At 73.7% G+C, this 24,834-nt stretch carries 23 protein-coding genes and 2 riboswitches; of the genes, 13 read left to right on the forward strand and 10 right to left on the reverse strand.

Going from position 1 to position 24,834, the window contains the following annotated elements:
- The first annotated feature begins 144 nt into the window (after nt 1-144).
- Nucleotides 145-678: a dihydrofolate reductase family protein gene (locus AC1Q5D_RS12855; RefSeq protein WP_481738854.1), complete on the forward strand. Its 534-nt coding sequence runs from the start codon at nt 145-147 to the stop codon at nt 676-678.
- Nucleotides 679-708: 30 nt separating this feature from the next.
- Here AC1Q5D_RS12855 and AC1Q5D_RS12860 read toward each other — a convergent pair whose 3' ends face one another.
- Together AC1Q5D_RS12860 and AC1Q5D_RS12865 are read right to left on the reverse strand one after the other, a co-directional pair.
- Nucleotides 709-2,031 carry a GmrSD restriction endonuclease domain-containing protein gene (locus AC1Q5D_RS12860; RefSeq protein ID WP_481738855.1) on the reverse strand — a complete coding sequence of 441 codons (1,323 nt, stop codon included), beginning with the start codon at nt 2,029-2,031 and terminating at the stop codon, nt 709-711.
- 68 nt (nt 2,032-2,099) lie between these two features.
- Nucleotides 2,100-2,549 carry an Lrp/AsnC family transcriptional regulator gene (locus AC1Q5D_RS12865; RefSeq protein ID WP_481738856.1) on the reverse strand — a complete coding sequence of 150 codons (450 nt, stop codon included), beginning with the start codon at nt 2,547-2,549 and terminating at the stop codon, nt 2,100-2,102.
- A gap of 81 nt (nt 2,550-2,630) precedes the next feature.
- Between AC1Q5D_RS12865 and AC1Q5D_RS12870 the strand changes: the two genes are divergently transcribed.
- Nucleotides 2,631-3,422 carry a LysE family translocator gene (locus AC1Q5D_RS12870; RefSeq protein ID WP_481738857.1) on the forward strand — a complete coding sequence of 264 codons (792 nt, stop codon included), beginning with the start codon at nt 2,631-2,633 and terminating at the stop codon, nt 3,420-3,422.
- A gap of 103 nt (nt 3,423-3,525) precedes the next feature.
- Here AC1Q5D_RS12870 and AC1Q5D_RS12875 read toward each other — a convergent pair whose 3' ends face one another.
- The 6 genes from AC1Q5D_RS12875 to AC1Q5D_RS12900 form a co-directional block, all read right to left on the reverse strand.
- Entirely contained in the window at nt 3,526-3,966 is a 441-nt protein-coding gene (locus AC1Q5D_RS12875) for a hypothetical protein (protein ID WP_481738858.1), read from the reverse strand.
- A gap of 65 nt (nt 3,967-4,031) precedes the next feature.
- Nucleotides 4,032-5,363, reverse strand: coding sequence for a Y-family DNA polymerase (locus tag AC1Q5D_RS12880; protein WP_481738859.1), 1,332 nt, complete (start codon nt 5,361-5,363; stop codon nt 4,032-4,034).
- Nucleotides 5,345-5,704 (reverse strand): LexA family protein, encoded by a 360-nt coding sequence (locus AC1Q5D_RS12885; RefSeq protein ID WP_481738860.1) that lies wholly within the window; start codon nt 5,702-5,704, stop codon nt 5,345-5,347. The genes AC1Q5D_RS12880 and AC1Q5D_RS12885 overlap by 19 nt, the downstream gene beginning before the upstream one ends.
- Nucleotides 5,705-5,769: 65 nt before the next feature.
- Nucleotides 5,770-6,093: a DUF202 domain-containing protein gene (locus AC1Q5D_RS12890; protein WP_481738861.1), complete on the reverse strand. Its 324-nt coding sequence runs from the start codon at nt 6,091-6,093 to the stop codon at nt 5,770-5,772.
- Nucleotides 6,093-6,431, reverse strand: a complete 339-nt coding sequence (locus tag AC1Q5D_RS12895) for a YidH family protein (RefSeq protein WP_481738862.1) — start codon at nt 6,429-6,431, stop codon at nt 6,093-6,095. The genes AC1Q5D_RS12890 and AC1Q5D_RS12895 overlap by 1 nt, the downstream gene beginning before the upstream one ends.
- A gap of 109 nt (nt 6,432-6,540) precedes the next feature.
- Nucleotides 6,541-7,683, reverse strand: a complete 1,143-nt coding sequence (locus AC1Q5D_RS12900) for a carboxylate-amine ligase (protein ID WP_481738863.1) — start codon at nt 7,681-7,683, stop codon at nt 6,541-6,543.
- A 185-nt stretch (nt 7,684-7,868) separates the two neighbouring features.
- Between AC1Q5D_RS12900 and AC1Q5D_RS12905 the strand changes: the two genes are divergently transcribed.
- On the forward strand, nt 7,869-8,018 hold the full coding sequence (locus AC1Q5D_RS12905) for a hypothetical protein (RefSeq protein WP_481738864.1): 150 nt from the start codon (nt 7,869-7,871) through the stop codon (nt 8,016-8,018).
- On the opposite strand, the gene AC1Q5D_RS12910 is transcribed toward AC1Q5D_RS12905, so the two are convergent.
- Nucleotides 8,015-8,638, reverse strand: a complete 624-nt coding sequence (locus tag AC1Q5D_RS12910; protein WP_481738865.1) for a malonic semialdehyde reductase — start codon at nt 8,636-8,638, stop codon at nt 8,015-8,017. The genes AC1Q5D_RS12905 and AC1Q5D_RS12910 overlap by 4 nt on opposite strands.
- 172 nt (nt 8,639-8,810) lie before the next feature.
- On the opposite strand from AC1Q5D_RS12910, the gene AC1Q5D_RS12915 reads away from it, so the two are divergent.
- The 9 genes from AC1Q5D_RS12915 to AC1Q5D_RS12955 all read left to right on the forward strand — a co-directional run bounded on the left by AC1Q5D_RS12915 (nt 8,811) and on the right by AC1Q5D_RS12955 (nt 22,674).
- On the forward strand, nt 8,811-11,354 hold the full coding sequence (locus AC1Q5D_RS12915; RefSeq protein ID WP_481738866.1) for an ATP-dependent Clp protease ATP-binding subunit: 2,544 nt from the start codon (nt 8,811-8,813) through the stop codon (nt 11,352-11,354).
- A 271-nt stretch (nt 11,355-11,625) separates the two neighbouring features.
- Entirely contained in the window at nt 11,626-12,429 is an 804-nt protein-coding gene (locus AC1Q5D_RS12920; protein WP_481738867.1) for a pullulanase X25 domain-containing protein, read from the forward strand.
- 287 nt (nt 12,430-12,716) lie between these two features.
- Nucleotides 12,717-14,903: a glycogen debranching protein GlgX gene (glgX, locus tag AC1Q5D_RS12925; protein WP_481738868.1), complete on the forward strand. Its 2,187-nt coding sequence runs from the start codon at nt 12,717-12,719 to the stop codon at nt 14,901-14,903.
- Entirely contained in the window at nt 14,900-17,218 is a 2,319-nt protein-coding gene (gene treY, locus AC1Q5D_RS12930) for a malto-oligosyltrehalose synthase (protein WP_481738869.1), read from the forward strand. The genes glgX and treY overlap by 4 nt, the downstream gene beginning before the upstream one ends.
- Nucleotides 17,215-19,023: a malto-oligosyltrehalose trehalohydrolase gene (gene treZ, locus AC1Q5D_RS12935; RefSeq protein ID WP_481738870.1), complete on the forward strand. Its 1,809-nt coding sequence runs from the start codon at nt 17,215-17,217 to the stop codon at nt 19,021-19,023. Before treY ends, treZ begins: the two co-directional genes overlap by 4 nt.
- Nucleotides 19,024-19,049: 26 nt before the next feature.
- Complete coding sequence (locus tag AC1Q5D_RS12940) at nt 19,050-19,451, forward strand: DUF3052 family protein (protein ID WP_481738871.1); 402 nt, start codon at nt 19,050-19,052, stop codon at nt 19,449-19,451.
- Nucleotides 19,452-19,529: 78 nt separating this feature from the next.
- A riboswitch (glycine riboswitch) is annotated at nt 19,530-19,627 on the forward strand.
- Nucleotides 19,628-19,717, forward strand: a riboswitch (glycine riboswitch).
- Nucleotides 19,718-19,908: 191 nt separating this feature from the next.
- Entirely contained in the window at nt 19,909-21,366 is a 1,458-nt protein-coding gene (gene cycA / locus AC1Q5D_RS12945; protein ID WP_481738872.1) for a D-serine/D-alanine/glycine transporter, read from the forward strand.
- 167 nt (nt 21,367-21,533) lie between these two features.
- Nucleotides 21,534-21,740: a hypothetical protein gene (locus AC1Q5D_RS12950; RefSeq protein WP_481738873.1), complete on the forward strand. Its 207-nt coding sequence runs from the start codon at nt 21,534-21,536 to the stop codon at nt 21,738-21,740.
- Between the two features lie 193 nt (nt 21,741-21,933).
- Nucleotides 21,934-22,674, forward strand: a complete 741-nt coding sequence (locus AC1Q5D_RS12955) for a mechanosensitive ion channel family protein (protein ID WP_481738874.1) — start codon at nt 21,934-21,936, stop codon at nt 22,672-22,674.
- 145 nt (nt 22,675-22,819) lie between these two features.
- Here AC1Q5D_RS12955 and AC1Q5D_RS12960 read toward each other — a convergent pair whose 3' ends face one another.
- Entirely contained in the window at nt 22,820-24,058 is a 1,239-nt protein-coding gene (locus tag AC1Q5D_RS12960; RefSeq protein ID WP_481738875.1) for an acyl-CoA dehydrogenase family protein, read from the reverse strand.
- 354 nt (nt 24,059-24,412) lie between these two features.
- On the opposite strand from AC1Q5D_RS12960, the gene AC1Q5D_RS12965 reads away from it, so the two are divergent.
- Nucleotides 24,413-24,757 (forward strand): PRC-barrel domain-containing protein, encoded by a 345-nt coding sequence (locus tag AC1Q5D_RS12965; RefSeq protein WP_481738876.1) that lies wholly within the window; start codon nt 24,413-24,415, stop codon nt 24,755-24,757.
- Nucleotides 24,758-24,834 lie beyond the last annotated feature (77 nt).

The following is a 24,834-nucleotide window of genomic DNA, read 5'->3' on the forward strand; positions in this document are numbered from 1 at the left end:
CGCCCGGGCGGGAGGATCCTCCCGCCCGGGCGCCGCCCGCGTTTAACCACTCACGCCTCCGACATGGCGCCCGACGCCTCCACCGTGAGCGGGCCGGGTCCGGCCGGCATTAACGCCGGGCCTTGGCGGGCCTACACTTCCGGCATGGGCCGGACGATCTTCTTCACCGCCTCGTCGGTGGACGGCTTCATCGCCACCCCCGAGCACTCCCTGGACTGGCTGCTGACCCGGGCCATCGACTCCTCCGCGGGGACCCAGGGCTACGACGGGTTCATCGCGGGGGTCGGCGCCATGGCCATGGGGTCCACGACCTACCGCTGGGTCCGCGAGCACGACGACGGGCCCTGGCCCTACGCCATGCCGTGCTGGGTCCTCACCCACCGGACCGACCTCGAGGCGCCGGACGGCGGGGACGTCCGCTTCACCGCGGAGCCGGTCCCGGAGCTGCACGCGCGGATGACCGACGCCGCCGGCGACGCGGACCGCTGGGTTGTGGGCGGCGGCGGGGTCGCGGCCCAGTTCGCCGCGGCCGGGCTGCTCGACGAGTTGTGGGTGCAGTACGCCCCGGTCGCCCTGGGCGCCGGCGCGCCCCTGCTGCCGGCGCACGTGGAGCTGCGGCTCGAGGAGGTCGAGCGCAACGGGGACTTCGCCTGCGCCCGCTACACCGTGGTGCGCTGAGCGCCCCGCGCGGCCGGGCCCGGCCGCGGCCTACTCGCAGCCGACCCCGTCGCCGTCGCCGTCCAGGTGCCGGGCGTAGCCGGGCTGGCCGGCCCGGATCGGGTCGGCGCCCGCGGCGCGCACGGCGCTGCAGTTCTTGTAGTACACGTCCCCGCCGGACGTCCCCGCTCCGGGCGCCGCCGTCGTCCGCGGGGCGGAGGGACGCGGCGACGTCGTCGCCGGGGCCCCGGTGCGCGCGGGCCCCGGGTCCTGGACGCCGCGCGCGGGCACGACGGCGGCGGCCGCCCCGGCCGGCACCCGCTGCTGCGGGCAGGCGGCGAGGACGCGGCGCATCGCGTCGCCCTCGGCGGCCGTGACCCACAGGTCGTACTTGTGCTTGACCCCGATCTGCCGGGCGACGTAGGCGCAGCGGTGCGCCTTGTTCGGCGGCAGCCACGTGGCCGCGTCGCCGTCGCCCTTGCGCGCGTTGGTCGGCCCGTCCGTGGCCTGGAGGTTGAGCGGGTCGTTGGCGAACGCGGCCCGCACGCCGGGGCCGAGCCGCTGCGCGCCCTTCTGCCACGCGTCCGAGAGGGCCACGACGTGGTCGATCTGGACGGCGGTGCTGGTGCGCTGGCCGCGCACGAAGCCGATCACGGCACCGGTGTAGGGGTCGTCGAGCGTTCCGGAGGCGACCTTGCAGGGCACGGAGTTGGCGAAGACGATGTCCGTCAGCTGCCGCCGCAGCATGTCGTTGCGGGTGTCGCAGCCGTTGCGGTCGACGTCCAGCCACGCCTGCCCGAACCGCTCGCGCTCGTACCCGGTCTTCGGGGCGCGGCCCTTCACGGGCAGGTCCGCGAGCACCGCCAGGGCGGTCCCGGCCGCCGGGGCGCGCGGGGGCCGCGGCGTGGGCGTGGCCCTGGGGCCCGGGGCGGACGCGCTGGTCGCCGGCGCGGGTGCCCGGGTGGGCGCAGGCGGCGACGACGGCGGCGCCGACGTCGTCGGGGCCGGCGCGGCGGAACCGGCCGGCGCGGAGGCAGGGGCCGGGGCGGTCGCGGCGGCCGGGTCCGGGTCGGCCCCGCCCGGTGCGGCGGTCAGTCCGACGAGCGCGCCCCCGACCAGGGTGACGGCGACGCTGCCGGCCAGGACGCGCGCCGCGGAGGCCCGGCCCGGGATGCGGGCCCAGGTCCGCCGGCCGAAGACGAGGGCGTAGAGGGCGGTGGCGCCCAGGACCACGGAGATCAGGATCAGCGCGGCGCCGATGCCGGAGTCGGCGGCCGCCCAGAGGGCCAGCAGCCCGACGGTCCCGCCGGTGGCGAGCGTGGCGGCGCGGCCAGGACGGCGCGCGGGCGCGCCAGGGCGCGGTGGAGTGTTCATGGTGTGGTGTTCCCCCCGGACGTCTCGCGGCCGGGTGTCCCCCACCGGCCTCCACCAGTCTACCGGGGCTACAGCGGGAGGGCCGCGCCGTCCTTGACGTTCTTCATGACGATCGTGGAGGTCAGCTTCTCGACGCCCGGGAGTCCGACGAGGACCTCGTCGTAGAAGCGCTGGTAGGACGGGAGGTCCACCGCAATCACGCGCAGCAGGAAGTCGGGCTCCCCGAAGAGCCGCGAGGCCTCGACGACCTCGGGGATCGCCCCGACCTGTTCCTCGAAGTCCAGCAGGTGCTGGCGGTCGCGGAGCGTGACGAAGACGAGGGCCTGGAAGCCGAGCCCGACGGCCTTCGGGTCGACCACGGCCTGGTAGCCCGTGATCGTTCCCGAGCGTTCGAGTTCGCGCAGCCGGCGGTGGCACGGGGCCACGGTCAGGCCGACCCGCTCGGCCAGTGCGGTGGCCGTCATTCGCCCGTCCCGCTGGAGCTGGCGCAAGATTTCCCGGTCGATGCTGTCGATCACGCAAAGAACATATCGCATACGGGCGGATTGGGGATCGAATCGGAGAGCACATTTCGCCGGTTTCCGCCTACTGTCGGGGCCATGGATCCCCACCAGCTGCTCGGCTTCGCCGCCGTCTCCGTCACCCTGGCCATGACCCCTGGCGCGGACTGGGCGTACTCGATCGCCGCGGGCCTCGGCGCCCGCCGCATCGCGCCGGCCGTGGCGGGCCTCTGCGCGGGGTACCTGCTGCACACCGCGCTGATCGTGGCCGGACTGGCGGCGCTCATCGCGGCCCGGCCGGAGCTGCTCGCGCTGCTGACGCTCCTGGGCGCGGGCTACCTGCTGTGGCTCGGGGCCTCGACCGTGCGCTCGTGGCGGTCGGCGGGCTTCGCCGCGGAGCCGGCCGCGGACGGCGGGGCGGGCGCGGGTGACGCGGCCGCTGCCGCGGCCGTCCCGGCGCCCGCCCGCGGGGCGGCGGGCGGGGCACCAGCCGGGGCCTCCCCCAGGAGGGCCGACGCGGCCGCCGCCGTCCTCGAGCGCCACCCGGCGCGGCAGACGCGGCGGGCGGACCGACTGGCCTCCCGCCAGGCCTTCCTCAAGGGCCTGGGCACGAGCGGCACCAACCCGAAGGCCCTCCTGCTGTACCTGGCCCTGATCCCGCAGTTCGTGGATCCGGCGGCCGCCCTGCCGGTCCCGGGGCAGACGCTGGCCCTGGGGCTGCTGCACTTCGCGGTGTCGGTCGGCGTCTACTCGGGCGTCGCGCTCGGGGCCCGGCGGCTGCTGCGCTCGCGGCCCGGCGCGGCCCGCGCCGTGACGCTGGCCAGCGGGGTCATCATGGTCGGCCTGGGCGTCGCGCTCGTGGCGGAACAGGCGGCGGCCCTGCTGCGCTAGCCGCGGGACCGGCGGTGCGGCTCCCCGACCGGGGGCCGCCTGCGGAAACGGCATCGGCCGGCCCCGGCGATCCCGGGACCGGCCGATGCCGTGCGCGCGGCGGCTAGGCCGTGGCGAGCGGCTTCTTGGCCTTCTTCTTCCGGCGCTTGACCGGGGACAGCACCAGGGCGCCGGCGATGGCGGCCAGGAACACGTCCTTGGACAGGGCCATGCCCTGCTCGGACGGGCGGACGCCATCCTCCTGCGTCATCTCCGGGTTGCGGAAGTACATCGAGAGCAGTCCCGCGGAGAACACGCCGAGCGCCAGGCCGGCGAGGCGCTTGTTCACGAACGGGGCCAGCAGCGCGGCACCAATGCCCAGTTCCGAGTAGGTCACGATCTTCCCGAACGTCTTGGGGTCAAGGTCGTCGATCTGCGGGATGCCCGTCGCGGCGAACTGCTGCAGGCCGGCGGCGGCCTCCTCGGGCATGTTCATCTTGCCGTAGCCCGACTGCACCAGGTAGGCGCCGGAGACGCCCCGCAGAAGCGCGTTGGAGAGGCTCATCGGTGGTCCTTTCGTAGGTTGCGCTGTCCCGGCCATCCTATGGGCACCGCGCTCGGGAGGACACGTCAGGCGCGGACGCGGGGCAGGTCGGACCACTCGGTCGTGTACCGCGGCGAGGAGAACTCCCGCTTCATGGTCCACGCGGCGGGCTCGGCCATCCCGCCGGGCCCCAGTCCGATGGACCTCTCCCCGAAGCGGGCCCGCACTGCCCCGAGGACGCCCCCGAGCCCGGCGCCGCCGTCGTCCTCCCCCGGGCCCGCCGCGGGATCCCCGAACCCGGCCAGGGCCTCCTGCACGCCCGCGGCCGGCTCCAGCCCGGAGAGCAGCACGCCGGCGCGCACGTAGGACGCCCCGGGCGCCAGGCGCCCGCGCATCGCGGCGACGGCGGCGCGGGTCAGGACGATCGGGTCGTCGGTGGGCCGCGGCAGCGCGACGGAGGCGGAGGGGTTGGACGCCTCCCCGGACGCGAAGCGGCTCGTCCCCGCGGTGACGGTCAGGACGGATGCCCGCAGCCCGTCGGCCAGGAGCCGGGCCGCGGCCTTCTGCGCGTACACCGCCATGACCTGGTCCATCTCCGCCGGGTCCGCCACGGGTACCGCGAAGCTGCGCGAGAACATGATCTGCTGCTTGTCGGCCCGCTCGGACAGCGGCGGCAGGCACGGCGTCCCGTTCAGTTCAAGGACCGTGCGCTGCAGGACCACGGAGAACCGCTTCCGGATGGCCAGCGGGTCGGCGGCGCGCAGGTCGGCGATGGTGTCGATCCCCATCCCGGCCAGCCGCTCCCCCGTCCGCCGGCCCACGCCCCACAGGCCCGTCGCCGGGACCCGGGACTGGATCCGCTCCACCTCGCCCGGCGGCATCCCGTCCAGCACGCACACGCCGTCCATGCCGGGGTTGCGCTTGGCAACGTGGTTCGCGAACTTGGCGAGCGTCTTCGTCCGCGCGACCCCCACGCACACCGGCACGCCGACGTGCCGGGCCACCGCGCGGCGGACCTCGGCGGCGGTGCGGGCCAGCGCGGCCGGGTCCGCCGCCGGCAGGCCCAGGAAGGACTCGTCGATCGAATAGACCTCCTGCCACGTGCCGAACCGGCCGATGACCTCCATCGTCCGCGCCGACAGGTCCCCGTACAGCTCGTAGTTGCTCGACCGGGCCACCAGCCCCCACGCCGCGGCGTGCGGCGCCACCTGGAACCACGGGGCGCCGGTTGCGATCCCCAGCGCCTTGGCCTCCTCCGAGCGGGCGACGACGCAGCCGTCGTTGTTGGAGAGCACCACGACCGGGCGCCCCTCCAGCCGCGGGTCGAACGCGCGCTCGCAGGAGACGTAGAAGTTGTTGACGTCCACCAGCGCGATCGGCGCCGCGGCGCGGGGGCCGCTCACAGCCGGTGCAGGCATCGGGTCGCCACGCCCCAGACCGTCAGCTCCGCCAGCCCGGCGACCCGCAGCGGCGCGCCGCCGTCGTCCGCCTCGAGCGCCGCGCCGGCCGGCCCGAGCCGCAGCCGCCGCAGCACGAACTCCCCGTCGAGGACGGCGACGACCACGGAGCCGTCGCGCGGCTCGAGCGCCCGGTCGACGATGATCTCGTCCCCGTCGCAGACCCCCGAGGCGGCCAGCGCGTTGCCGTCCACGCGCAGGATGAACGTGGAGGTGTGGTCCCGGATCAGGTGCCGGTTCAGGTCGATCCCGCCGGTGAAGTAGTCCCGCGCCGGGGACGGGAAACCGCTGGCCTCGAGCACGGCACCTCCCTAGAACACGTCTTCGAATCCCAGCGTAGCGCAGGGGAGGACGCCGGCGCGCGGGGTCAGTCCGACGCGACCAGCCAGATCGCGACGGCGCCGAGGATCACGACGGCGGCGGCCATCCAGGCGACCGCCACGGCATCGGCCCGGGCCCGGCCGGCGACGATGCCGGCCGCGTGCCGGGCGTACCGGGCGCGCTGCGTGGCGTAGATCGCCAGGGCCGCGAGGCCGGCGAGCGCGACGAGCAGGACGATGCCGAGCCCGTAGTGCGGCAGCCAGCGCAGGAACACGGCGCTGGCCACGAAGAAGGAGACGGTGGTGCGGCCCCACGCCAGGACGGTGCGCTCCGGCTGCAGGCCGGCGTCGGGGTGCGGGCGGACCGGCATCAGGCGGCGAGGATCATCGCCACGGTCACGGCCGCGGCGACGGCCGCGCCCAGGCCGAGCAGCGGGACGATGGGAGGCAGCGGCAGCGGGCGCCCGTGGCGCATGCTGGCCTCCACGCGGACCCAGCGGAACGCGGCGCCGGCCGCGATGAGCATGCCGATGGCGACGACGGCGACGGCGAGCCCGTGGCGCAGCGGCCCGGGGAATGCGGCGGTGGCGAAGGCCTCGAGCGCGACGCCGCCCGCGACGAACGCCAGGGACGTGCGGATCCAGGCCAGGAACGTGCGCTCGTTGGCGAGGGTGAACCGCGGGTCGGGCTCGTCACCCCCGGGGAGCACCCGCTCAGCGAACCATCCGCGTTCCGATCCCACACTGCCTCCGAGGTGCCGTCCGGCCGCGGGACTTCCGGTCTTCCGCGGGGCGGCCGGTGGACCGCCGCCGGACACTCTACCCGGCGGTGCGCTCCACGACGTCGGCGACGACGTCCTCGAGGCGCTCGCGGTGGCGGAAGGCGGCGAGCTGCGCGTCCGCTCCCCCGCCGCTGTCGAGGATGTCCCGCAGCCCGGTTTCGACGGCGTCGCGCTCGCCGAAGGCGTCCAGGGCGGGCCCGATGTGCTCGAGCAGGCCCGCGACCGCGTCCTGCGCGGTGGCGGCCCGCCGGGTGCGGGCGTCGACGAGCGGGCCGCGGGCGCCGGCCCGGCTCGCCTGGAAGTGCCAGACGCGCAGCACGTCCGCCGTCGTCTGGTCGGGCGCCGTGCCCTCGCGCCAGCGGCGGGAGGCCGTCTCGACGAGGGCGCGGATCGTGGCGGCGAGGGTCGCGGCGTGGTGCGCGTCCGTGCAGACGTCGGCGACCCGGATCTCGACGGTGGGGACCTTGTCCGAGTAGCGGGCGTCGAAGTAGACCATGCCCTCGTCGAGCGGGACGCCCGAGTCCATCAGCAGGGCGACCCGGTCGCGGTAGGCCTGGGCGGAGCCGAAGATGCCGCTGGGGCCCGTCGTCGGCCAGCGCCCCCAGGCCTGGTAGCGGTAGCTGGCGAACCCGCTGGGGGCGTCGTGCCAGAAGGGCGAGTTCGCGCTCAGGCCGAGGACGATCGGCAGCCACACGCGGATCCGGTCCAGGACGGCGACGCCCTCCTCGAGGCCGGACACGGCGACGTGCACGTGGAACCCGCAGGTCAGCGTCTCCTCGAGGATGCGGCCGAAGTTCTCCGCCATCCGCAGGTACCGCTCGTTCGGGACGACGTGCGCCTGCTCCGCATAGGGCGAGGTCCCCAGGGCGGCCACGGTCGCGTCGGCCGCGGCGGCGGCGTCGATCGCCATGCGGCGGCCGCGGCGGATGCTGCGCTCGAGGTCCGCGAGGCTCGTCGCCGGGGGCGAGACGACCTCGATCTGCTCCTCCTTGACCTCCAGGGTCAGCTCGGGGGCACCCGCCGCCGGCCGTGTCCCGTGCTCCGCGAGGTAGCTCTCGATCGTGGCGTGCGCGCCACGCGTCGGCCGGAACGTCCGGCGGTTCACGAGGAGCATCTCCTCCTCGACTCCGAACGTGCGCGGACCGGCCCCCTCGGGGGCGCCAGCGGGGGTTGCGGGCACTCGGCATCCTTCCTGCGGGTACGGGATGCGGCCAACCTAGCACCGGGCCCGCCGCGCGGACAGGGGTGCGCGCGGCACCCGCGGCCGCGGCCCGGATCACGTTCCGGACACGCCTCTTCACCCGCCGCCGCGGGCTCGGTACGGTGGCGGGAAAACACCCCGACCGATGCAAGGAGCCCACCGCCATGGAATCCCAGGAGAAGCCCGAGGGCGCCCGCGAGGCCCTCATCCACAGCCTCGGCACGCCGGATCCGGACTCGCCGCCCCTGGCCGAGGGCGTGGACGAGGACGTGATCCCGCCGCTGTACGGCAAGCCCGCCGGCGGCGGCTCCTAGACGGAGCGGACGGCCGTCGCGGCCTCGAGCCGCGGGAGGCGGTCGAACCAGGGCTCTTCGCCCGGTGTGCCGACGTTCACGACGAGGAACGAGCGGTGGCCGGTCTCCGCGTTGAACTCGGCGTCGATCCCGGCCGCGTCGAACCCGCCCATCGGCCCGGCGTTCAGCCCGACGGCGCGGACCGCCATGATGAAGTAGCCCGCCTGGAGCCACGCGTTGTTCCTGGCCGTCTCGATCCGGAGCGCCTCGTTGCCCTCGAACATCTCCCGCCGCTCGGGGGCGTGGGGGAAGAACGTGCCGAAGTGCTCGTGCCACTGCGGGTCGTAGGAGAGGACGGCGACGGCGGGTGCGGTCCGCGCCTTGGCGGCATTGCCCGGCAGCAGGTGCTGGCCGAGCCGCTCCCGGGCCCCGCCGGACTCGACCCACGTGATCCGCAGCGGCTGGTTGTTCATCATGGTCGGCCCCATCTTGGCCAGTTCGTAGATGGCCTCCAGCTTCTCGCGCGGGACGGGATCCGCGGAGAAGGTGTTGGCGGTGCGGCCCTCGAGGAAGAGCGCGGCGGCCGCCGCGTGGTCGATGTCGAGGACGGCTTCCAAGTCGCGGACGGCGTTCTGGCTCACGGCGGGCTCCTTCGGGTCGGGGACGTTCAGCCCATCGTCCGCCACCCGACGGCCCGGCCGCCAGCGGGTGTGTCCGGTTCCACGGTCCGCCGTCGCCGATGCCGGGGAATAGATCCAGCCCCTTCAGCGCTAACTTGAGTCGAAGGCACTCAAATTACCTGAGGAGGAGTACATGCCTGCATTCTTCGGACCGGCTGCCTTCAACGGCGGACCGTTCGACGAGTTCCTCGCGCGCTACCTGCAGGGACAGCGCGCCCCAGCGGGCCGTCCGGTGGACCTGATGCGGGTCCTCAGCCGGCGCACGCACGAGACCGTGGAGGCGGCGGGGCGGTACGCGCTCGGCCACGGCCATGCCGAGGTCGATGCCCTGCACCTGCTCCACGCCCTCGTCCAGGCCGAGCCCGCGGCGTCCATCGCGGCCGCGGCCGGCGCGGACCCGAAGGCGATCGCGGCCGACGCCGAGCAGCGGCTGCCCGCCGCCGGCGAGGCCCGCCCGGACGCCGCGGTGTCCCTGACGGGCTCGGCCCGGCGCGCCCTGCTCGACGCCTACCAGGTCGCGCGGGCCTCCGGGTCGACGTACATCGACCCCGAGCACCTGTTCTTCGCGTTCGTCCTGGGCCAGGACGCCCCGGCCGGGCAGTTGCTGGCCGCGCGCGGCGTGACCCCGCAGGCGCTGCAGTCCGGGGCCCAGCCGGCCGCCGGCCCCGCGCCGCAGTCCGAGGCCGCCGAGGGCACGGGTCAGTCGTCCGGCGCCACCCCGAACCTCGACCGGTTCGGGCGCGACCTCACCGCGGAGGCCCGCGAGGGCCGGCTGGACCCGGTGATCGGCCGGGCCTCCGAGATCGAGCAGGCCGTGGAGATCCTGGCCCGGCGCACGAAGAACAACCCGGTCCTGATCGGCGAGGCCGGCGTCGGCAAGACGGCCGTCGTCGAGGGCCTGGCCCAGGCGATCGCCGACGGGTCCGTGCCGGCCCGGCTGAAGGACCAGCGCGTCGTGGCCCTGGACCTGCCCGCGATGCTGGCGGGGACCAAGTACCGCGGCGACTTCGAGGAGCGGCTGACCGGCACCCTGGACGAGATCGCGGCCCAGAACGGCGGCGTGATCGTGTTCATCGACGAGCTGCACACGGTCGTCGGCGCGGGCGGCGGCGGTGAGGGCGGCATGGACGCCGGGAACATCCTGAAGCCGCGGCTGGCCCGCGGCGACCTCCACCTGGTCGGGGCGACCACGCTGGCCGAGTACCGCAAGGTGGAGAAGGACCCGGCCCTCGAGCGCCGCTTCCAACCCGTGACCGTCGGCGAGCCGTCCCTCGAGGACGCCGTCGCGATCCTCGACGGGCTCAAGGACCGCTACGCGGAGCACCACGGCGTGGAGTACGCGCCGGAGGCGATCCGCGCCGCCGTCGAGCTCTCCGCCCGCTACGTCACGGACCGGCACCTGCCGGACAAGGCGATCGACCTCATCGACCAGGCCGGCGCCCGGCTGAGCCTGGCGCGCGGGCCCGTGGTGGACACGGCGGCCCTGCGGGCGCGGCTGGCCGAGCTGGAGGCGGAGAAGAACGACGCCGTCGCCGGCGAGGACTACGAGCGTGCCGGCGAGCTGCGCGACGAGCTCGCGCGCGTCGCCGCCCGGCTCGAGGGCGCCGGGGCGGACGACGGCGGCGCGGCCACGGGCCCCACGGTCGGCGAGGCCGAGATCGCGGACGTGATCGCGCGGGCCACGGGGATCCCCGCCGCGCGCCTGACCGAGGACGAGAAGTCCCGCCTCGCCCGCCTCGAGGAGGAGCTGCACGGGCGCGTGGTCGGACAGGACGACGCCGTCGCCGCCGTCGCCAAGGCGGTCCGCCGTTCGCGCACCGGCCTCGGCGACGAGGGCCGTCCCGTGGGCAGCTTCCTGTTCCTGGGCCCGACGGGCGTCGGCAAGACGGAGCTGGCCAAGGCGCTCGCGGCGTCCCTGTTCGGGGACGAGTCGGCGATGGTCCGGGTGGACATGAGCGAGTTCGGCGAGCGCCACACGGTCTCGCGCCTGGTCGGCGCCCCTCCGGGGTACGTCGGCTACGACGAGGCCGGGCAGCTGACCGAACGCGTGCGGCGCCGCCCCTACTCCGTCGTCCTGCTGGACGAGGTCGAGAAGGCGCACCCGGACGTGTTCAACCTGCTGCTGCAGGTGCTCGACGACGGGCGCCTGACCGACGGGCAGGGCCGCACCGTCGACTTCCGGAACACGGTGGTCATCATGACCAGCAACCTCGGCTCCGAGTTCCTGGCCAGCCGCGGCGCCCCGCTCGGGTTCGCGGCCGGGGACGCGGCCGGGTCCGAGCGCGAGCTGCGGGCCAAGGTCATGGGCCGCCTGCGCGAGGTCATGCGCCCCGAGTTCCTGAACCGGATCGACGAGACCGTCCTATTCCGCAAGCTCGAGCCCGGGCAGCTGGCCGAGATCGTGCGGCTGCAGCTGCGCCGCACCGCGGAGCGGCTGGCCGCCCAGGGCTACGGGCTGGACGTCGACGACGCCGCGGTCGCGTGGATCGCCGAGGCCGGCCACGAGCCGGAGTTCGGCGCCCGCCCGCTGCGCCGCGTCATCCAGCGCGAACTGGACGACGCCGTGGCGGACCTCCTGGTCGCCGGGGAGCTCGTCCCGGGCGGGACCGTGCGCGTCACGGTGGCCGACGGCTCCCTGGCCGTGGCCGCGGCCGCCCCGCTGGCGCACGCGGCGTAGGGGAACCGCGCCCCGCGGCCGGGCCGTCGCGCGGCGTCCGTCGTGGAGCGTCGCGCGGCGTCCGTCATGGAGCGTCACGCACCGGGCCGGACCGGCACCGCGCCGGTCCGGCCCGGCTGCCCGCGCACGGCCGAGCCGCCTCCGATCAGGGCCGTTGCGGAGCGGCGTGGGCGGGGGCGCGCACGGGGCCGAGGTCAACGACCGGCGGCTCTGGCGTGTCCGGCTCCCGTTCGGCAAGGATCGTCGCGGGAACCCACGACCAAGGAGCGCCATGACCCGCGTGAACACCGACCTCCGACTCAAGGCCGTACTCGACATCCTCGCCGACCTGCCCGGGCAGCGGCTCGGCGCGGCGGACGTCCTCGCCGCCGCCCTCGACCGTGTCCCGCAGACCGCCACCGAGGCCGAGCCGCTCAGCGCCGGCGTCACCCGCGGCCACCGCAGCCTCAACACGGCAACGGCCCGCCTCGTGAAGGCCGGCTGGATCGCCAAGTCCCGCGCCGGCTGGTCGATCACCGACGAGGGGCAGCGCGCCCGGGCCGCGTTCGGCACAGCGGAGGCGCTCGCCGGGGCCCTCGCCTCGGGGACCCCCGCCCCGACGAAGAGCGCCGCGAAGGCGGCCCCGCCCAAGTCAGCACCGGCCGAGGCAGGAGCCCAGACACGGACCACTGACGCCAAGCCGTCAGCGAAGAAGGCCGCAGCCAAGCCGTCCGCGAGGAAGGCGGCCTCGGCTGCCGTTTCGGCGCCGGCCGCCCCGGCCCCGGCGCGTTTCCCCGGCCAGCCGGAGGCGGTGGCCCTGCCGGGCGACTTCTATTCCCTGGCCAAGGGCCACGGCGACTGGAACCCCGCCCTGGACGAGGCACAGATGTCTTTCGACGCCGTGGACGGGCTCTGGAAGCTCGGCGCGGAACTGCCCGCGGGTCGCTACGCGTTCAAGGTCGCCCTGAACCGCTCGTGGACGGAGAACTACGGGGCCTTCGGCGTGCCGGACGGAGCCAACAGCGAGTTCGAGCACGCCGGCGGCCCGGTCCGCTTCGCCTACGACCACGCCCGGCGGGACGTCTCGGTCAACTAGCCGGACGCCGCGGCAGGGCCGGGTCCGGGACGCATCCACCATCGGGTTCCGGGGCCTGTCCGCGCCGCAAATCCGCAGCTCCTTCCGGGCGTTCCGGCCGGTCCGGCCGGGGCCTGGGCCTCCGGCGCGCGCGGGGGCGCCGCCGTCGTCCCCCGTTCACGCCCCGCTCCCCCGCCGGCCACCGAGACAGGGCGGGATTCGGGCCGTCTGCGTCTAGTGTGTGGACCAAGCCACGGGACCCGAGTGTGGTCCCGCTGACCAATGGCCCCGACGAAACAGGAGCGCACATGGAAGTTTGGCCCGGAGACGCCTACCCCCTGGGAGCCACGTACGACGGCAACGGCACGAACTTCGCGCTGTTCAGCGAGGCGGCCGAGAAGGTCGAGCTCTGCCTGTTCGACGACGACGGCACCGAGACGAGGGTGGAGCTGCGGGAGGTCGACGGCTACATCTGGCACTGCTACCTCCCCCAGGTGATCCCCGGACAGCGCTACGGCTACCGCGTCCACGGCCCCTACGACCCCGCCCAGGGCCAGCGCTGCAACCCGAACAAGCTCCTGCTGGACCCGTACGCGAAGGCCGTCCACGGCGAGATCGACTGGGACCAGGCCCTGTTCAGCTACAACTTCGGCGACGAGGACTCCCACAACGACGATGACTCCGGGGAGCACATGATGCTCGGCGTCGTCGTCAGCCCGTTCTTCGACTGGGACGGAGACCGCAAGCCCAAGATCCCCTACCACCAGTCCGTGATCTACGAGGCGCACGTCAAGGGACTGACGCAGTTGCACCCGGACGTGCCGGAGGAGCAGCGCGGCACGTACGCCGGCGTGGCGCACCCGTCGGTGATCGCCCACCTGCAGAAGCTGGGGGTCACGGCGCTCGAGCTGATGCCCGTGCACCAGTTCGTCAACGACTCGACGCTGCAGGACCAGGGCCTGTCCAACTACTGGGGCTACAACACGATCGGCTTCTTCGCCCCGCACAACGCGTACTGCTCCACGGGCGACCAGGGCCAGCAGGTCCAGGAGTTCAAGGCGATGGTCCGCCAGCTGCACCTGGCCGGCATCGAGGTGATCCTGGACGTCGTCTACAACCACACGGCGGAGGGCAACCACCTCGGCCCGACGCTGTCGTTCCGCGGGATCGACAACGAGTCCTACTACCGGCTCGAGGAGGACGACCGCCGCTACTACACGGACTACACGGGCACCGGGAACTCGCTGAACGTGCGCAGCCCGCACTCGCTGCAGCTGCTCATGGACTCGCTGCGCTACTGGGCGACGGAGATGCACGTCGACGGGTTCCGCTTCGACCTGGCCTCCACGCTGGCCCGCGAGTTCTACGACGTGGACAAGCTCTCCACCTTCTTCGAGCTCATCCAGCAGGACCCCGTGGTCTCGCAGTGCAAGCTGATCGCCGAGCCGTGGGACATCGGCCCGGGCGGCTACCAGGTCGGCAACTTCCCGCCGCAGTGGACGGAGTGGAACGGCAAGTACCGGGACACGATGCGGGACTTCTGGCGCGGCGAGCCCTCCACGCTCGGCGAGTTCGCGGCCCGGCTGACCGGCTCGGCCGACCTGTACGAGAACTCCGGACGCCGCCCCTACTCCTCGATCAACTTCATCACCGCGCACGACGGCTTCACGCTGCGGGACCTGGTCTCCTACAACGACAAGCACAACGAGGCCAACGGCGAGGACAACCGCGACGGGGAGTCCCACAACCGGTCCTGGAACTGCGGGGCGGAGGGCGAGACCGACGACGCCGGCGTCTTGGCCCTGCGCGCCCGCCAACAGCGCAACTTCCTCGCGACCCTGCTCCTGAGCCAGGGCGTGCCGATGATCTCCCACGGCGACGAGCTGGGCCGGACCCAGAACGGCAACAACAACACGTACGCCCAGGACTCGGAGCTGACCTGGATCCACTGGGAGGAGACGGACGCGCCGCTGGAGGAGTTCACGGCCGCGGTCTGCCGGCTGCGCGCCGAGCACCCGACGTTCCGCCGCCGGGTCTTCTTCGACGGGCGCCCGGTCAAGCGCGGCGCCGGCGAGGGGCTGCCGGACATCGAGTGGCTGCGCGCGGACGGCTCCCCCATGGAGCCCGAGGACTGGGACGCGGACGTGTCCGTGTCGCTGGGCGTGTTCCTCAACGGCGACGGGATCCGTGGCCGGGACGCGCGCGGGAACCGGGTCGTGGACCGGAACTTCCTGCTCTTCTTCAACGCCCACCACGAGGACGTCGACTTCACGCTGCCCGGGCCGGAGTACGGCAAGGTCTGGGACCACGTGATCGACACCGCCGGGGAGTACGCGGACTCGGGCGAGGTCAAGGCGGGCGGGGAGCTGTGCGTCAAGGCCCGTTCTCTGGTCGTGCTCCGCGCCCACGAGGAGGCCCCGCCGGAGGTCGACCACACCGTCGCCGCGTCGCTCGCCGCCCTGGCGGGCGCCAAGACCAGGGAGACACAGCAATGAGAATCCCCCGCTCCACGTACCGGCTCCAGATCCGGCCGTCGTTCACGCTCTACGACGCGGCCGCCCTGGTCCCCTACCTGCGGGACCTCGGCGCGGACTGGGTCTACCTCTCGCCAATCCTCACGGCGGAGGCGGGCTCGGACCACGGCTACGACGTCGTCGACCCCAGCACGGTCGATCCGGCGCGCGGCGGCCGGGCCGGGCTCGAGGCGCTGTCCGCGGCCTGCCGCGAGGCCGGCCTGGGGATCCTGGTGGACATCGTCCCGAACCACGTGGGCGTCGCGACGCCGCGCGCCAACCGCTGGTGGTGGGAGCTGCTGCGCGGCGGCCGCACCAGCCGCTACGCGGAGGCGTTCGACGTCGACTGGGACGCGGGCGGCGGCCGCATCAGGCTGCCCATGCTGGGCGACGGCGACGGCGAGCTCGACGCCCTGAAGCTGGCGGAGGGCGACGGCGGCGGCATCGAGCTGCACTACTACGAGCGCGCCTTTCCGACCGCCCCGGGCACGGCGGCCCTCGGGGACGATCCGCGCACGGTGCACGACCGGCAGCACTACGAGCTCGTCTCGTGGCGCCGCGCCGACGCGGAGCTGAACTACCGGCGGTTCTTCGGCGTCACCACGCTGGCGGGGGTGCGCGTCGAGGTGGACTGGGTGTTCGACGAGACGCACGCCCAGATCAAGAGCTGGTTCGACGAGGGGCTCGTCGACGGGCTGCGGGTGGACCACCCGGACGGCCTGGCCGACCCGGCCGGCTACCTGGCCCGGCTGCGCGAGCTCACCGGGGGCGCGTACGTGCTCGTGGAGAAGATCCTCGAGGGTGACGAATCGCTGCCCCCGGACTGGGCGTGCTCCGGCACCACCGGGTACGACGCGCTGGCGACGGTGGACCGGCTCTTCGTGGACCCGGCCGGACGGGAGACGCTCTCCGACGTCGTGCCGACCGAGCGCTACCAGCCGCTGATCCACCAGACGAAGCGCGCCATCGCGGACGGGCTCCTCCGCTCCGAGGTGCTGCGCCTGGCCCGGCTCGTCCCGGCCGACGCGGGCCTGGACAAGGACACCGCCGCGGACGCGCTCGCGGAGTTGCTGGCCTGCTTCCCGGTCTACCGCACGTACCTGCCGCACGGGCGGCACCACCTGCGCGAGGCCGCCATCGCCGCCTCCATCCACCGGCCGGACCTGGCCGCGGCGATCGGGGTGCTGGTGCCCCTGCTCTGGCCCGAGGGCGGGACGGGGCGCACGGAGCTGGCGGTGCGCTTCCAGCAGACCTCCGGCATGGTCATGGCCAAGGGCGTGGAGGACACGGCCTTCTACCGCTACAACCGCCTGACCTCCCTGAACGAGGTCGGCGCGGATCCGACGGAGTTCGCGCTCGACCCGTTCGAGGTGCACCGGCGCCTCATGCTGCGCGACCTCGAGCGGCCCGCGTCGATGACGACGCTGTCCACGCACGACACGAAGCGCAGCGAGGACACCCGGGCGCGCATCCACGTGCTCGCCGAGTGCCCGGACCTCTGGGCCCGCTCGCTGCGGACCCTCGAGCGGCTCGCGAACTTCAACGACCCGGAGTTCGCGGAGCTGCTGTGGCAGGCCGCCGTCGGCGCCTACCCGGTGAGCCGGGAGCGCTGCCACGCGTACGCGGAGAAGGCCTCCCGGGAGGCCGCGTCGAGCACCACGTGGACCAACCCGGATCCGGAGTTCGAGGCCCAGCTGCACGCCGCCGTCGACGCCGCCTACGACGACCCGGAGGTCGTGCGCGTCCTCGAGGACCTCGTCGAGCGCATCCGCCCGGCGGGCTGGTCCAACTCGCTGGGCGCGAAGCTCGTGCAGCTGACGATGCCGGGCGTCCCGGACGTGTACCAGGGCACGGGGCTGTGGGACCGCTCGCTCGTGGACCCGGACAACCGGCGCAGCGTCGACTTCGAGCGCCGCCGCGCCGTCCTGGCCGAAGTGGACGCGGCGCCCCCGCGGCTCGACGCGGACGGCAAGGCAAAGCTGCTGCTCGTGGCGCGGGCGCTGCGGCTGCGCCGGGACCGGCCCGAGCTGTTCACCGGCTACGCGGCCGTCGCGACCCGCGGCCCCGCGGCCCCCCACCTGTTCGGCTTCGACCGCGGCGGCGCCGTCACGCTGGTCACCCGGCTGCCCCTCGGGCTCGCCGAGGCGGGCGGCTGGCGGGACACGGTGGCGGTGCTGGCGCCCGGCGCGTACACCGACGCCCTGACGGGCCGCGTGCTGGAGAGCGACGGCCGGATCGCCGCCGCCGACGCCTTCGCCGACTACCCCGTAGCCCTGCTGGTCCGGGGGGACGCGTGAGCGCGGCGGACGCCGGCCGCGGGGACGACGCGGCCCCCGGGTACCGCTTCGCCGTCTGGGCGCCCGTGCCGGAGCGCGTGGAGCTGCTGGCTGGCGGCGCGCGGGTGCCGATGGAGCGCGACGGCGCCGGCTGGTGGCTCCCCGCGGGGCCCGTCCCGGACGGGGAGACCGACTACGGGTACCTGCTCGACGGCGACGCCACTGCCCTGCCGGACCCGCGCTCGCGGCGCCAGCCGGACGGCGTCCACGGGCTGTCCCGGACCTTCGATCCCGCCGCGCACGCGTGGGCCGACGCCGGCTGGTCATCGCCTGGCCTGGACGGCGGCGCGATCTACGAGCTGCACGTCGGCACGTTCACGCCCGAGGGCACGCTGGACGCGGCCGCGGGACGCCTGCCGTACCTCGTGGACCTGGGCGTCACGCACGTGGAGCTGCTGCCGGTGAACGGCTTCAACGGGACCCACAACTGGGGCTACGACGGCGTGGCCTGGTACGCGGTGCACGAGGGGTACGGCGGGCCGGCCGCCTACCAGCGCTTCGTGGACGCCGCGCACGCGGCCGGCCTGGGCGTGGTCCAGGACGTCGTCTACAACCACCTCGGCCCCAGCGGCAACTACCTGCCCCGCTTCGGCCCCTACCTGACCCAGGGCGACGCGAACACGTGGGGCGACTCGGTGAACCTGGACCGGGCCGGCTCGGACGAGGTCCGGCGGTTCATCGTCGAGAACGCGCTGATGTGGCTGCGGGACATGCACGTGGACGGGCTGCGCCTCGACGCGGTGCACGCGTTCCGGGACGAGCGGGCCGTGCACCTGCTCGAGGAGCTGGCGACCGCTGTGGACGCGCTCGCCGCGCGGACCGGCCGGAACCTGTTCCTGGTCGCGGAGTCGGATATGAACAACCCCCGGCTCATCACGGGCCGGGCCGCGGGCGGCTACGGCCTGGCCGGGCAGTGGAGCGACGACTTCCACCACGCCGTCCACGCGAACCTCACCGGCGAGGACGGCGGCTACTACACCGACTTCGCCCACCCGGGGGCGCTCGCCAAGGTCCTCGCGGACGGCTTCTACCACGACGGCACGTGGTCCTCGTTCCGCGGCCGCAGCCACGGCCGGCCGATCGACCGCGTCGCCGTTGGGCCGCACGCCCTGGTCGTCTGCGCGCAGAACCACGACCAGATCGGCAACCGGGCCGCCGGCGACCGGCTCCCGGCGACGCTCGGCTTCGGGCGGCTCGCGCAGGCCGCGGCCCTGACGATCCTGTCCCCGTTCACGCCCATGCTGTTCATGGGCGAGGAGTTCGCCGCGTCCACGCCGTGGCAGTTCTTCACGTCCCACCCGGAGCCGGACCTGGGGAAGGCCACCGCCGAGGGCCGGCTCCGGGAGTTCGAGCGGATGGGCTGGGACCCCGCCGTCGTCCCCGACCCCCAGGACCCGGAGACGTTCCGGCGCTCGGCCCTGGACTGGGCCGAGGCCGCCACCGGGGACCACGAGCGGATGCTGGAGGCGTACCGCACCCTGCTGCGGCTGCGCCGCAGCGAGCCGGACCTGCGCGGCAACCGCTGGCCGGACGCCGTCGAGCACGACCCCGAGGCCGGGTGGGTGTGGTTCCGCCGCGGCGGCGTCGTCGTCGCGGCCCACCTGGGCGACCGCCCCGCCGACGTACCGTGGCCCGGCGAGGCGGGCGAGGTGCTGTTCGCCGCGGGGACGGACGACGACGGCGGCGCCCGGGCGGGGACGGTCCCCCGGACGCTGTCGCCCGGCGCCACGGTCGTGTTCCGGACCGGCGGATCACTAGGCTGGTAGCAACGACACCGCCTGAAGGAGGCCCCGTGGAGGACACGCCCGAGGAGAAGACGCCCGCGCCGAAGACCGTGGCGCAGAAGCTGCTGGTCAAGCCCAAGGACCAGGTGTTCCTCGCCGGCGGCTCCGCGGCCGAGCACGCCCTGCTGGGCGAACTGCCGGAGGGCGCCCGCGTGACCAACGACGCCGGGGGCGCCGAGGCCGCCGTCGTCTTCGCGACCAGCCGCGCCGCCCTCGAGGCGCTGCTGGCCGAGCACCTGCCGTCCCTGCTCTCCTGCCGCGCGGCCTGGATCGCGTACCCGAAGGGCAACCGGGCGGACATCAACCGGGACAGCATCTGGGCCCTGCTCCAGGAGCGCGGGCACACCCTGAACGCGAACGTCTCGCTCGGGGACGTCTGGTCGGCGGTGCGGATCAAGACCGGTCCGTGACGCGTCCGGGGCGGCGCGCTTTGCGCAGGCGTACCGCCGCCCTCTAGCCTGTGGCTGGCATCACGCGATGCCGGCCGACAACCCGTGGCGGGAGAGACCCGTCCATGCCAAGGGCGGGCGCCGTAGGAGCAACTCCTCCCCAGGAAACTCTCAGGCCCCCGTACCGCCGCGGAACAGGCACCTCTGGAAAGCAGCGCCCATGCGCTCACCGACGGAGCAAGCCCCGCGGGGCGAAACTCTCAGGTCTCCCAAACAGAGGGGGAGGAACACGACGGCAGCGCGGCGGACCGCGCGGATTCGGAGTTCCCCTTGAGTCTGGCCACCGGGCGCCCGAGGCGCCACCCCTTCCCCACCGGGGCGACCGGGCGGGCATCCCACGCCCTCTGACGCCCAGGCAGCCGCACGCCCGACACCGGGCCGGGCCGCCGAGACCACCACCTGAAAGCGGGATACACGCATGTCCACTTCGCAGCCCCCACACCTGGAACGCGGGCTCTCCAACCGCCACATCCAGCTCATCGCGATCGGCGGCGCCATCGGCACCGGCCTGTTCATGGGCTCCGGCAAGACGATCTCCGCGGCCGGCCCGGCGGTCATCTTCGTCTACATGATCATCGGCTTCATGCTCTTCTTCGTCATGCGCGCGATGGGCGAGCTGCTGCTGAGCAACACGAACTACAAGAACTTCGGCGACTTCGCCGGGGACATCCTCGGCCCCTGGGCGGCGTTCTTCACCGGCTGGACCTACTGGTTCTGCTGGGTCGTCACCGGCATCGCCGACGTCGTCGCGATCTCCCACTACGTGGCCTTCTGGTGGCCCGACCTGCCCCTGTGGCTCCCGGCGCTGGCCTGCATCGTCCTGCTCGTCGCCCTGAACCTGCCCACCGTCAAGGCGTTCGGCGAGACCGAGTTCTGGTTCGCGCTCATCAAGATCGTGGCCATCCTCGCGCTGATTGTCGTCGGCCTGGTCATGATCATCACCAGCTTCCAGCACGACGGGGCCACCGCGTCCTTCTCCAACCTGTGGGCCCACGGCGGCATGTTCCCGACCGGCTTCATGGGCTTCGTCGCCGGCTTCCAGATCGCCGTGTTCGCCTTCGTTGGCATCGAGCTGGTCGGCACGACCGCCGCCGAGACCAAGGACCCGGAGAAGACGCTGCCACGGGCCGTCAACGCCATCCCGATCCGCGTCCTGCTGTTCTACGTGGGCGCCCTGATCATCCTCATGGCCGTCGAGCCGTGGACGTCTTTCAGCGCCGACGCGTCCCCGTTCGTGGGCATGTTCGCCCTGGCGGGCCTGGCCGGCGCGGCCGGCGTCGTGAACTTCGTGGTGCTGACCTCCGCGACCTCCAGCGCGAACTCGGGCATCTACTCCACGTCCCGCATGATCTACGGCCTGGCCCTCGAGGGCGACGCCCCCAAGCGGTTCGGCAAGCTCTCCGGCCGCGGCGTGCCCCGCAACGCCCTGCTGTTCTCCTGCATGTTCCTGCTCGCCGGCGTGGTCCTGCTCTACGCGGAGGGCGGCGTCGCGGCGGCCTTCACGCTGGTCACGACGATCTCGGCGCTGTGTTTCATGTTCGTCTGGTCGATCATCCTCGTCAGCTACATCGTGTACCGCCGGCGCCGGCCGCAGGTGCACGCGGCCAGCACCTTCAAGATGCCCGGCGGCACGTTCATGCCGTTCGTGGTGCTCGCGTTCTTCGGGTTCATCGTGTGGGCGCTGACCACCCAGCCGGACACGTTCTTGGCCCTGCTGTTCACGCCGCTGTGGTTCATCGGGCTGGGCCTCGGCTACCTGTCCGTGCGCCGCAACCCCGAGCACGCCGCCATGCGCGAGCTGCACCGCGCCCGCGTCGAGCAGGAGTGGGAGGCCGCCGCGGGGCACCGCCGCGAGGACGTCACCGCCGGCGTCTAGCCGGACGCTGCGGGAACACCCTCCGTTCCCCGGCATCCCAGGGGTGGGACCCGCGTGGTCCCACCCCTTCGGCGTCCCCGGGCCGGTCCCGCTCCGGCCGCGGTTGGCCGATCCGGCCGGCGCCCCTACGGTGGCCCCATCTGCACCCCACGACCAGGAGGTAGGCCATGACGACCGAGAACGAGGGCTTCGACCCCGAGGAGACCGAGGGCGGCCAGCAGCTCGGGGACGCCGGCGACCGCGAGCCGGTGACCGAGGCAGACATCCCCGTCCACGGGGACCCGGAACGCGCGAACGAGCTGGCGGAGCAGGCCTACGGCGACGAGGACGACGACGGCATCGGCGACGTGCCCAACGCCCCCTTCCCGGGGTGACGGCCAGCGCGGGGGCATGGCACCCGTGATGACAAAAACAGGAAAGCCCTAGACGGGGTGTATTACACGGTGGTAGGACGAGTGTCATCACCATATTCGAGGAGGTCAACACCGAAATGGGTGGTCCGTACCCGCGGCCCACGAGCGACAACCCCTGCGAAGCATCCCCCCGGCTTGCTAAGGAGCTCGAACCATGACCGAAGCACTGTCCACCACGTGGACCAACATCGCGAACTTCGTTCCGCAGTTGGTCCTGTTCCTTGTCATCCTTCTCATCGGCTGGCTGATCGCCAAGGTCATCGCCAAGCTGATGGCGAAACTATTGGACGCCGTCAACTTCGAGCGGATCGCCGACAAGGGCGGGCTGAACCGCTTCTTCGCCGGCAGCAGCATGACCGTGAGCACGATCGTCGTGAAGATCGTCTACTACGCGATCATGCTGTTCGTCCTGCAGCTCGCGTTCGGCGCGTTCGGGCCGAACCCCATCAGCGACCTCATCAACCAGATCGTCGCGTTCCTGCCGCGCCTGTTCGTCGCCGTCATCATCATCGTCATCGTGTTCGCCATCGCGAACGCGGTGAAGGAGATGATCCTCGGCGTCCTCGGTGCCCGCAGCTACGCCCGGCCGGTCGCGAACATCGCCTACGTCGCGATCGTCTTCCTGGGCATCGTGGCGGCGCTGAACCAGATCGGCATCGCCACGACCGTCACCACGCCGCTGTTGATCGCGGTCCTCGCCGCCATCGTGGGCGTGATCGTCGTCGGCGTCGGCGGCGGCCTCATCAAGCCGATGCAGGGCCGCTGGGACAAGGCGCTCAACCGCGTCGAGACCGAGGCCGAAAAGGAGCAGGCCACGTCCGGCTCCGCGGGCCGCGGCCCCGTTCCCCCGGCCGGTTCCGGCCGGGCCGGCGGGACCGTCCCGCCGCGCACCTAGGACCAGGCAGCACCACCATCGGCGGGGCCGGCCCGGGACGTTCTTCCCGGACCGGCCCCGCCGACGTCGTTCCCGGCGCCCGCCGCCGTCGTCCCCCAACGCCGCCCGGCGGTCCGGCGCCCACGGCCGGCGCCCCCGCCGGGCGCTACGCCGTCGTCGCCCCGATCGCCCACACGCGCGGCAGCGGCGTCCCGTTCACGGCCAGGTCGCCCAGCAGCCGCGCCTTGAAGACCCACGGGTTGTGGTTCCCGGCGGTGCGGGCGTTGCGCCAGTGCCGGTCGAGGTTCTTGGACACGGACGTCGCGGAGGCGGCGAGGGCGTCGAAGGCGTGCGAGATGGCGTTGACGGCCAGCGGGGTGAGGGCCGCCTGCCCGGCGGCGGTGGCTTGCTCGGCCTCGTCGTTGACGCCCTCCTCCGCGGACAGCGTGAGCGTGCCGGCCCGCAGGGCGAGCGCCGCGTCGTGGGCGGCCTGGAGCGATTCGGCCGCGCGGGCCACGATCGCCTCCCCGGCGAACCCGGCCGCGTGCACCTCGCCGATCACCTGCAGCAGCTGCGGGTCCTCGCGGGCCACCTCCGCGGCGCCGTGGCTGAAGGTGCGCTTGCGGGCGGCGAGCTCGTCGGCGAAGTCGCGCTCGGCCCCGCGGACGGCACCGGCCAGGACGGCGAGCAACACGGTCTGGTAGAAGGCCGTCTGGTACTTGAAGCGGGTGTCGAAGTCGATGAGGTGCTCCTCGGCCACCGCGGCCCCGGTGAACACCGTCGTGCCGGTTCCGGTGGTCCGCTGGCCGAAGCCGTCCCAGTCGTCGGAGCGCTCGACGCCGTCCTGGTGCGTGGAGACGGCCGCGATGACCCGCCGGCCGGTGTCCGTCCGCTCGGCGTAGACGTCGATCCAGTCGGCGAAGATCGTTCCGGTCGAGTAGTACTTCGTGCCGTCGACGACGAACCCCCCGGAGCCGTCCGGGGTGACCTTGGTGGCGACGTCGCCCAGGGCGACGGCGCCGATCTCCGTCCAGCCGTTGCCGACGAGTTCGCCGGCCACGAAGCGGGCCAGCCAGGCGTCGCGGTCCGGGCCCGGGGCGGCGACCAGGCGGTCCTCCACAAACGCGAAGTGCGAGCGCAGGGCCTGGGCCGCGTTCGGATCGGCGGCGGCCAGCTCGGTCAGCAGGGCGAACAGCTGCGGCAGCGTGGCCCCGGCGCCGCCGTGGCCGGCCGGGATCCGCACGGCGCCGAATCCGGCCGCGGCCAGCTCGCGGATGCCCTCGCGCGGCAACTCGCGCGTGTGGTCCCGCTCCGAGGCCCCGGCGGCGAGACGGGCGAAGATCGGGCGGAACGGGGCCGCGAGGTCCTCGTAGGAGGGCGTGCGGGTCTCGGTGGTGGCGGTCATGGCGTCCTTTCGCGGCTGCGGTTGGTTCCAGCGACGCTAGGGCCCGGCGCCCGGCGGCCGGTAGCGCCCGCGTCATGCGCGGGCCGCCGCCGTCATCGGCCGTCACCGCGCGTCACACGGGGCGTCCGGGACGCCCCGGCCGGCCCGTCCGTGGCGTCACGCGGCGTCACGCTTCGGCTTGCGTGACGCTTGATGACGACGGCGGCGCCGCCGTCGTCCTCGCCCCCGCCCGCGGCTCGCCAGTGCGCCCTTGGTCCGCACCCCTTGGCCGCCGGCGGACGCGCGGCTAGCGTCGGGCGTGCGGGAACGAGGCACGTTTCCGCCCTTGGAGACCGGACGAGGGAAAGAGGCGCCATGACCGCACAGAACCATCCGATGGACATCCCGGACCTGCCGGAGCTGCACCAGCTGCAGTCGGCGATGGCTTGGGACAAGAACCAGGGCAAGCTCGGCAAGGTCTCCACCGTGTTCCTCGACCCGCAGGGCCACCCGGGCTGGGTCAGCGTCGCGATCGGCCTGTTCGAGACGAAGGAGCGCGTGGTGCCGCTGGCCGGCGCGCGCCTCGGCGAGGGCCAGTACGTGGAGGACCTGATCCTGGCGTTCGATGCGGACACCATCAAGCACGCTCCGCACGTGGCCCCGCGGGAGGCCTTGAGCGACGACGAGATCGACCAGCTGCGCAAGCACTACGGGGTGTAGGGGCGGTCCGTTCCGGCCCCACCCCGCATCTCCTAGAACTTCTCTTCGGATATTCTCCGGACTGGTTATCCACAGTA

It is taken from the genome of Arthrobacter paludis (assembly GCF_056782315.1).

Coding starts and splice junctions, on each gene's coding strand:
- AC1Q5D_RS12855 (WP_481738854.1), top strand. CDS start 145: ATGGGCCGGACGATCTTCTTCACCGCCTCGTCGGTGGACGGCTTCATC.
- AC1Q5D_RS12860 (WP_481738855.1), bottom strand. CDS start 2,031: ATGAACACTCCACCGCGCCCTGGCGCGCCCGCGCGCCGTCCTGGCCGC.
- AC1Q5D_RS12870 (WP_481738857.1), top strand. CDS start 2,631: ATGGATCCCCACCAGCTGCTCGGCTTCGCCGCCGTCTCCGTCACCCTG.
- AC1Q5D_RS12875 (WP_481738858.1), bottom strand. CDS start 3,966: ATGAGCCTCTCCAACGCGCTTCTGCGGGGCGTCTCCGGCGCCTACCTG.
- AC1Q5D_RS12880 (WP_481738859.1), bottom strand. CDS start 5,363: ATGCCTGCACCGGCTGTGAGCGGCCCCCGCGCCGCGGCGCCGATCGCG.
- AC1Q5D_RS12890 (WP_481738861.1), bottom strand. CDS start 6,093: ATGCCGGTCCGCCCGCACCCCGACGCCGGCCTGCAGCCGGAGCGCACC.
- AC1Q5D_RS12905 (WP_481738864.1), top strand. CDS start 7,869: ATGGAATCCCAGGAGAAGCCCGAGGGCGCCCGCGAGGCCCTCATCCAC.
- AC1Q5D_RS12915 (WP_481738866.1), top strand. CDS start 8,811: ATGCCTGCATTCTTCGGACCGGCTGCCTTCAACGGCGGACCGTTCGAC.
- AC1Q5D_RS12920 (WP_481738867.1), top strand. CDS start 11,626: ATGACCCGCGTGAACACCGACCTCCGACTCAAGGCCGTACTCGACATC.
- glgX (WP_481738868.1), top strand. CDS start 12,717: ATGGAAGTTTGGCCCGGAGACGCCTACCCCCTGGGAGCCACGTACGAC.
- treY (WP_481738869.1), top strand. CDS start 14,900: ATGAGAATCCCCCGCTCCACGTACCGGCTCCAGATCCGGCCGTCGTTC.
- cycA (WP_481738872.1), top strand. CDS start 19,909: ATGTCCACTTCGCAGCCCCCACACCTGGAACGCGGGCTCTCCAACCGC.
- AC1Q5D_RS12950 (WP_481738873.1), top strand. CDS start 21,534: ATGACGACCGAGAACGAGGGCTTCGACCCCGAGGAGACCGAGGGCGGC.
- AC1Q5D_RS12955 (WP_481738874.1), top strand. CDS start 21,934: ATGACCGAAGCACTGTCCACCACGTGGACCAACATCGCGAACTTCGTT.
- AC1Q5D_RS12960 (WP_481738875.1), bottom strand. CDS start 24,058: ATGACCGCCACCACCGAGACCCGCACGCCCTCCTACGAGGACCTCGCG.
- AC1Q5D_RS12965 (WP_481738876.1), top strand. CDS start 24,413: ATGACCGCACAGAACCATCCGATGGACATCCCGGACCTGCCGGAGCTG.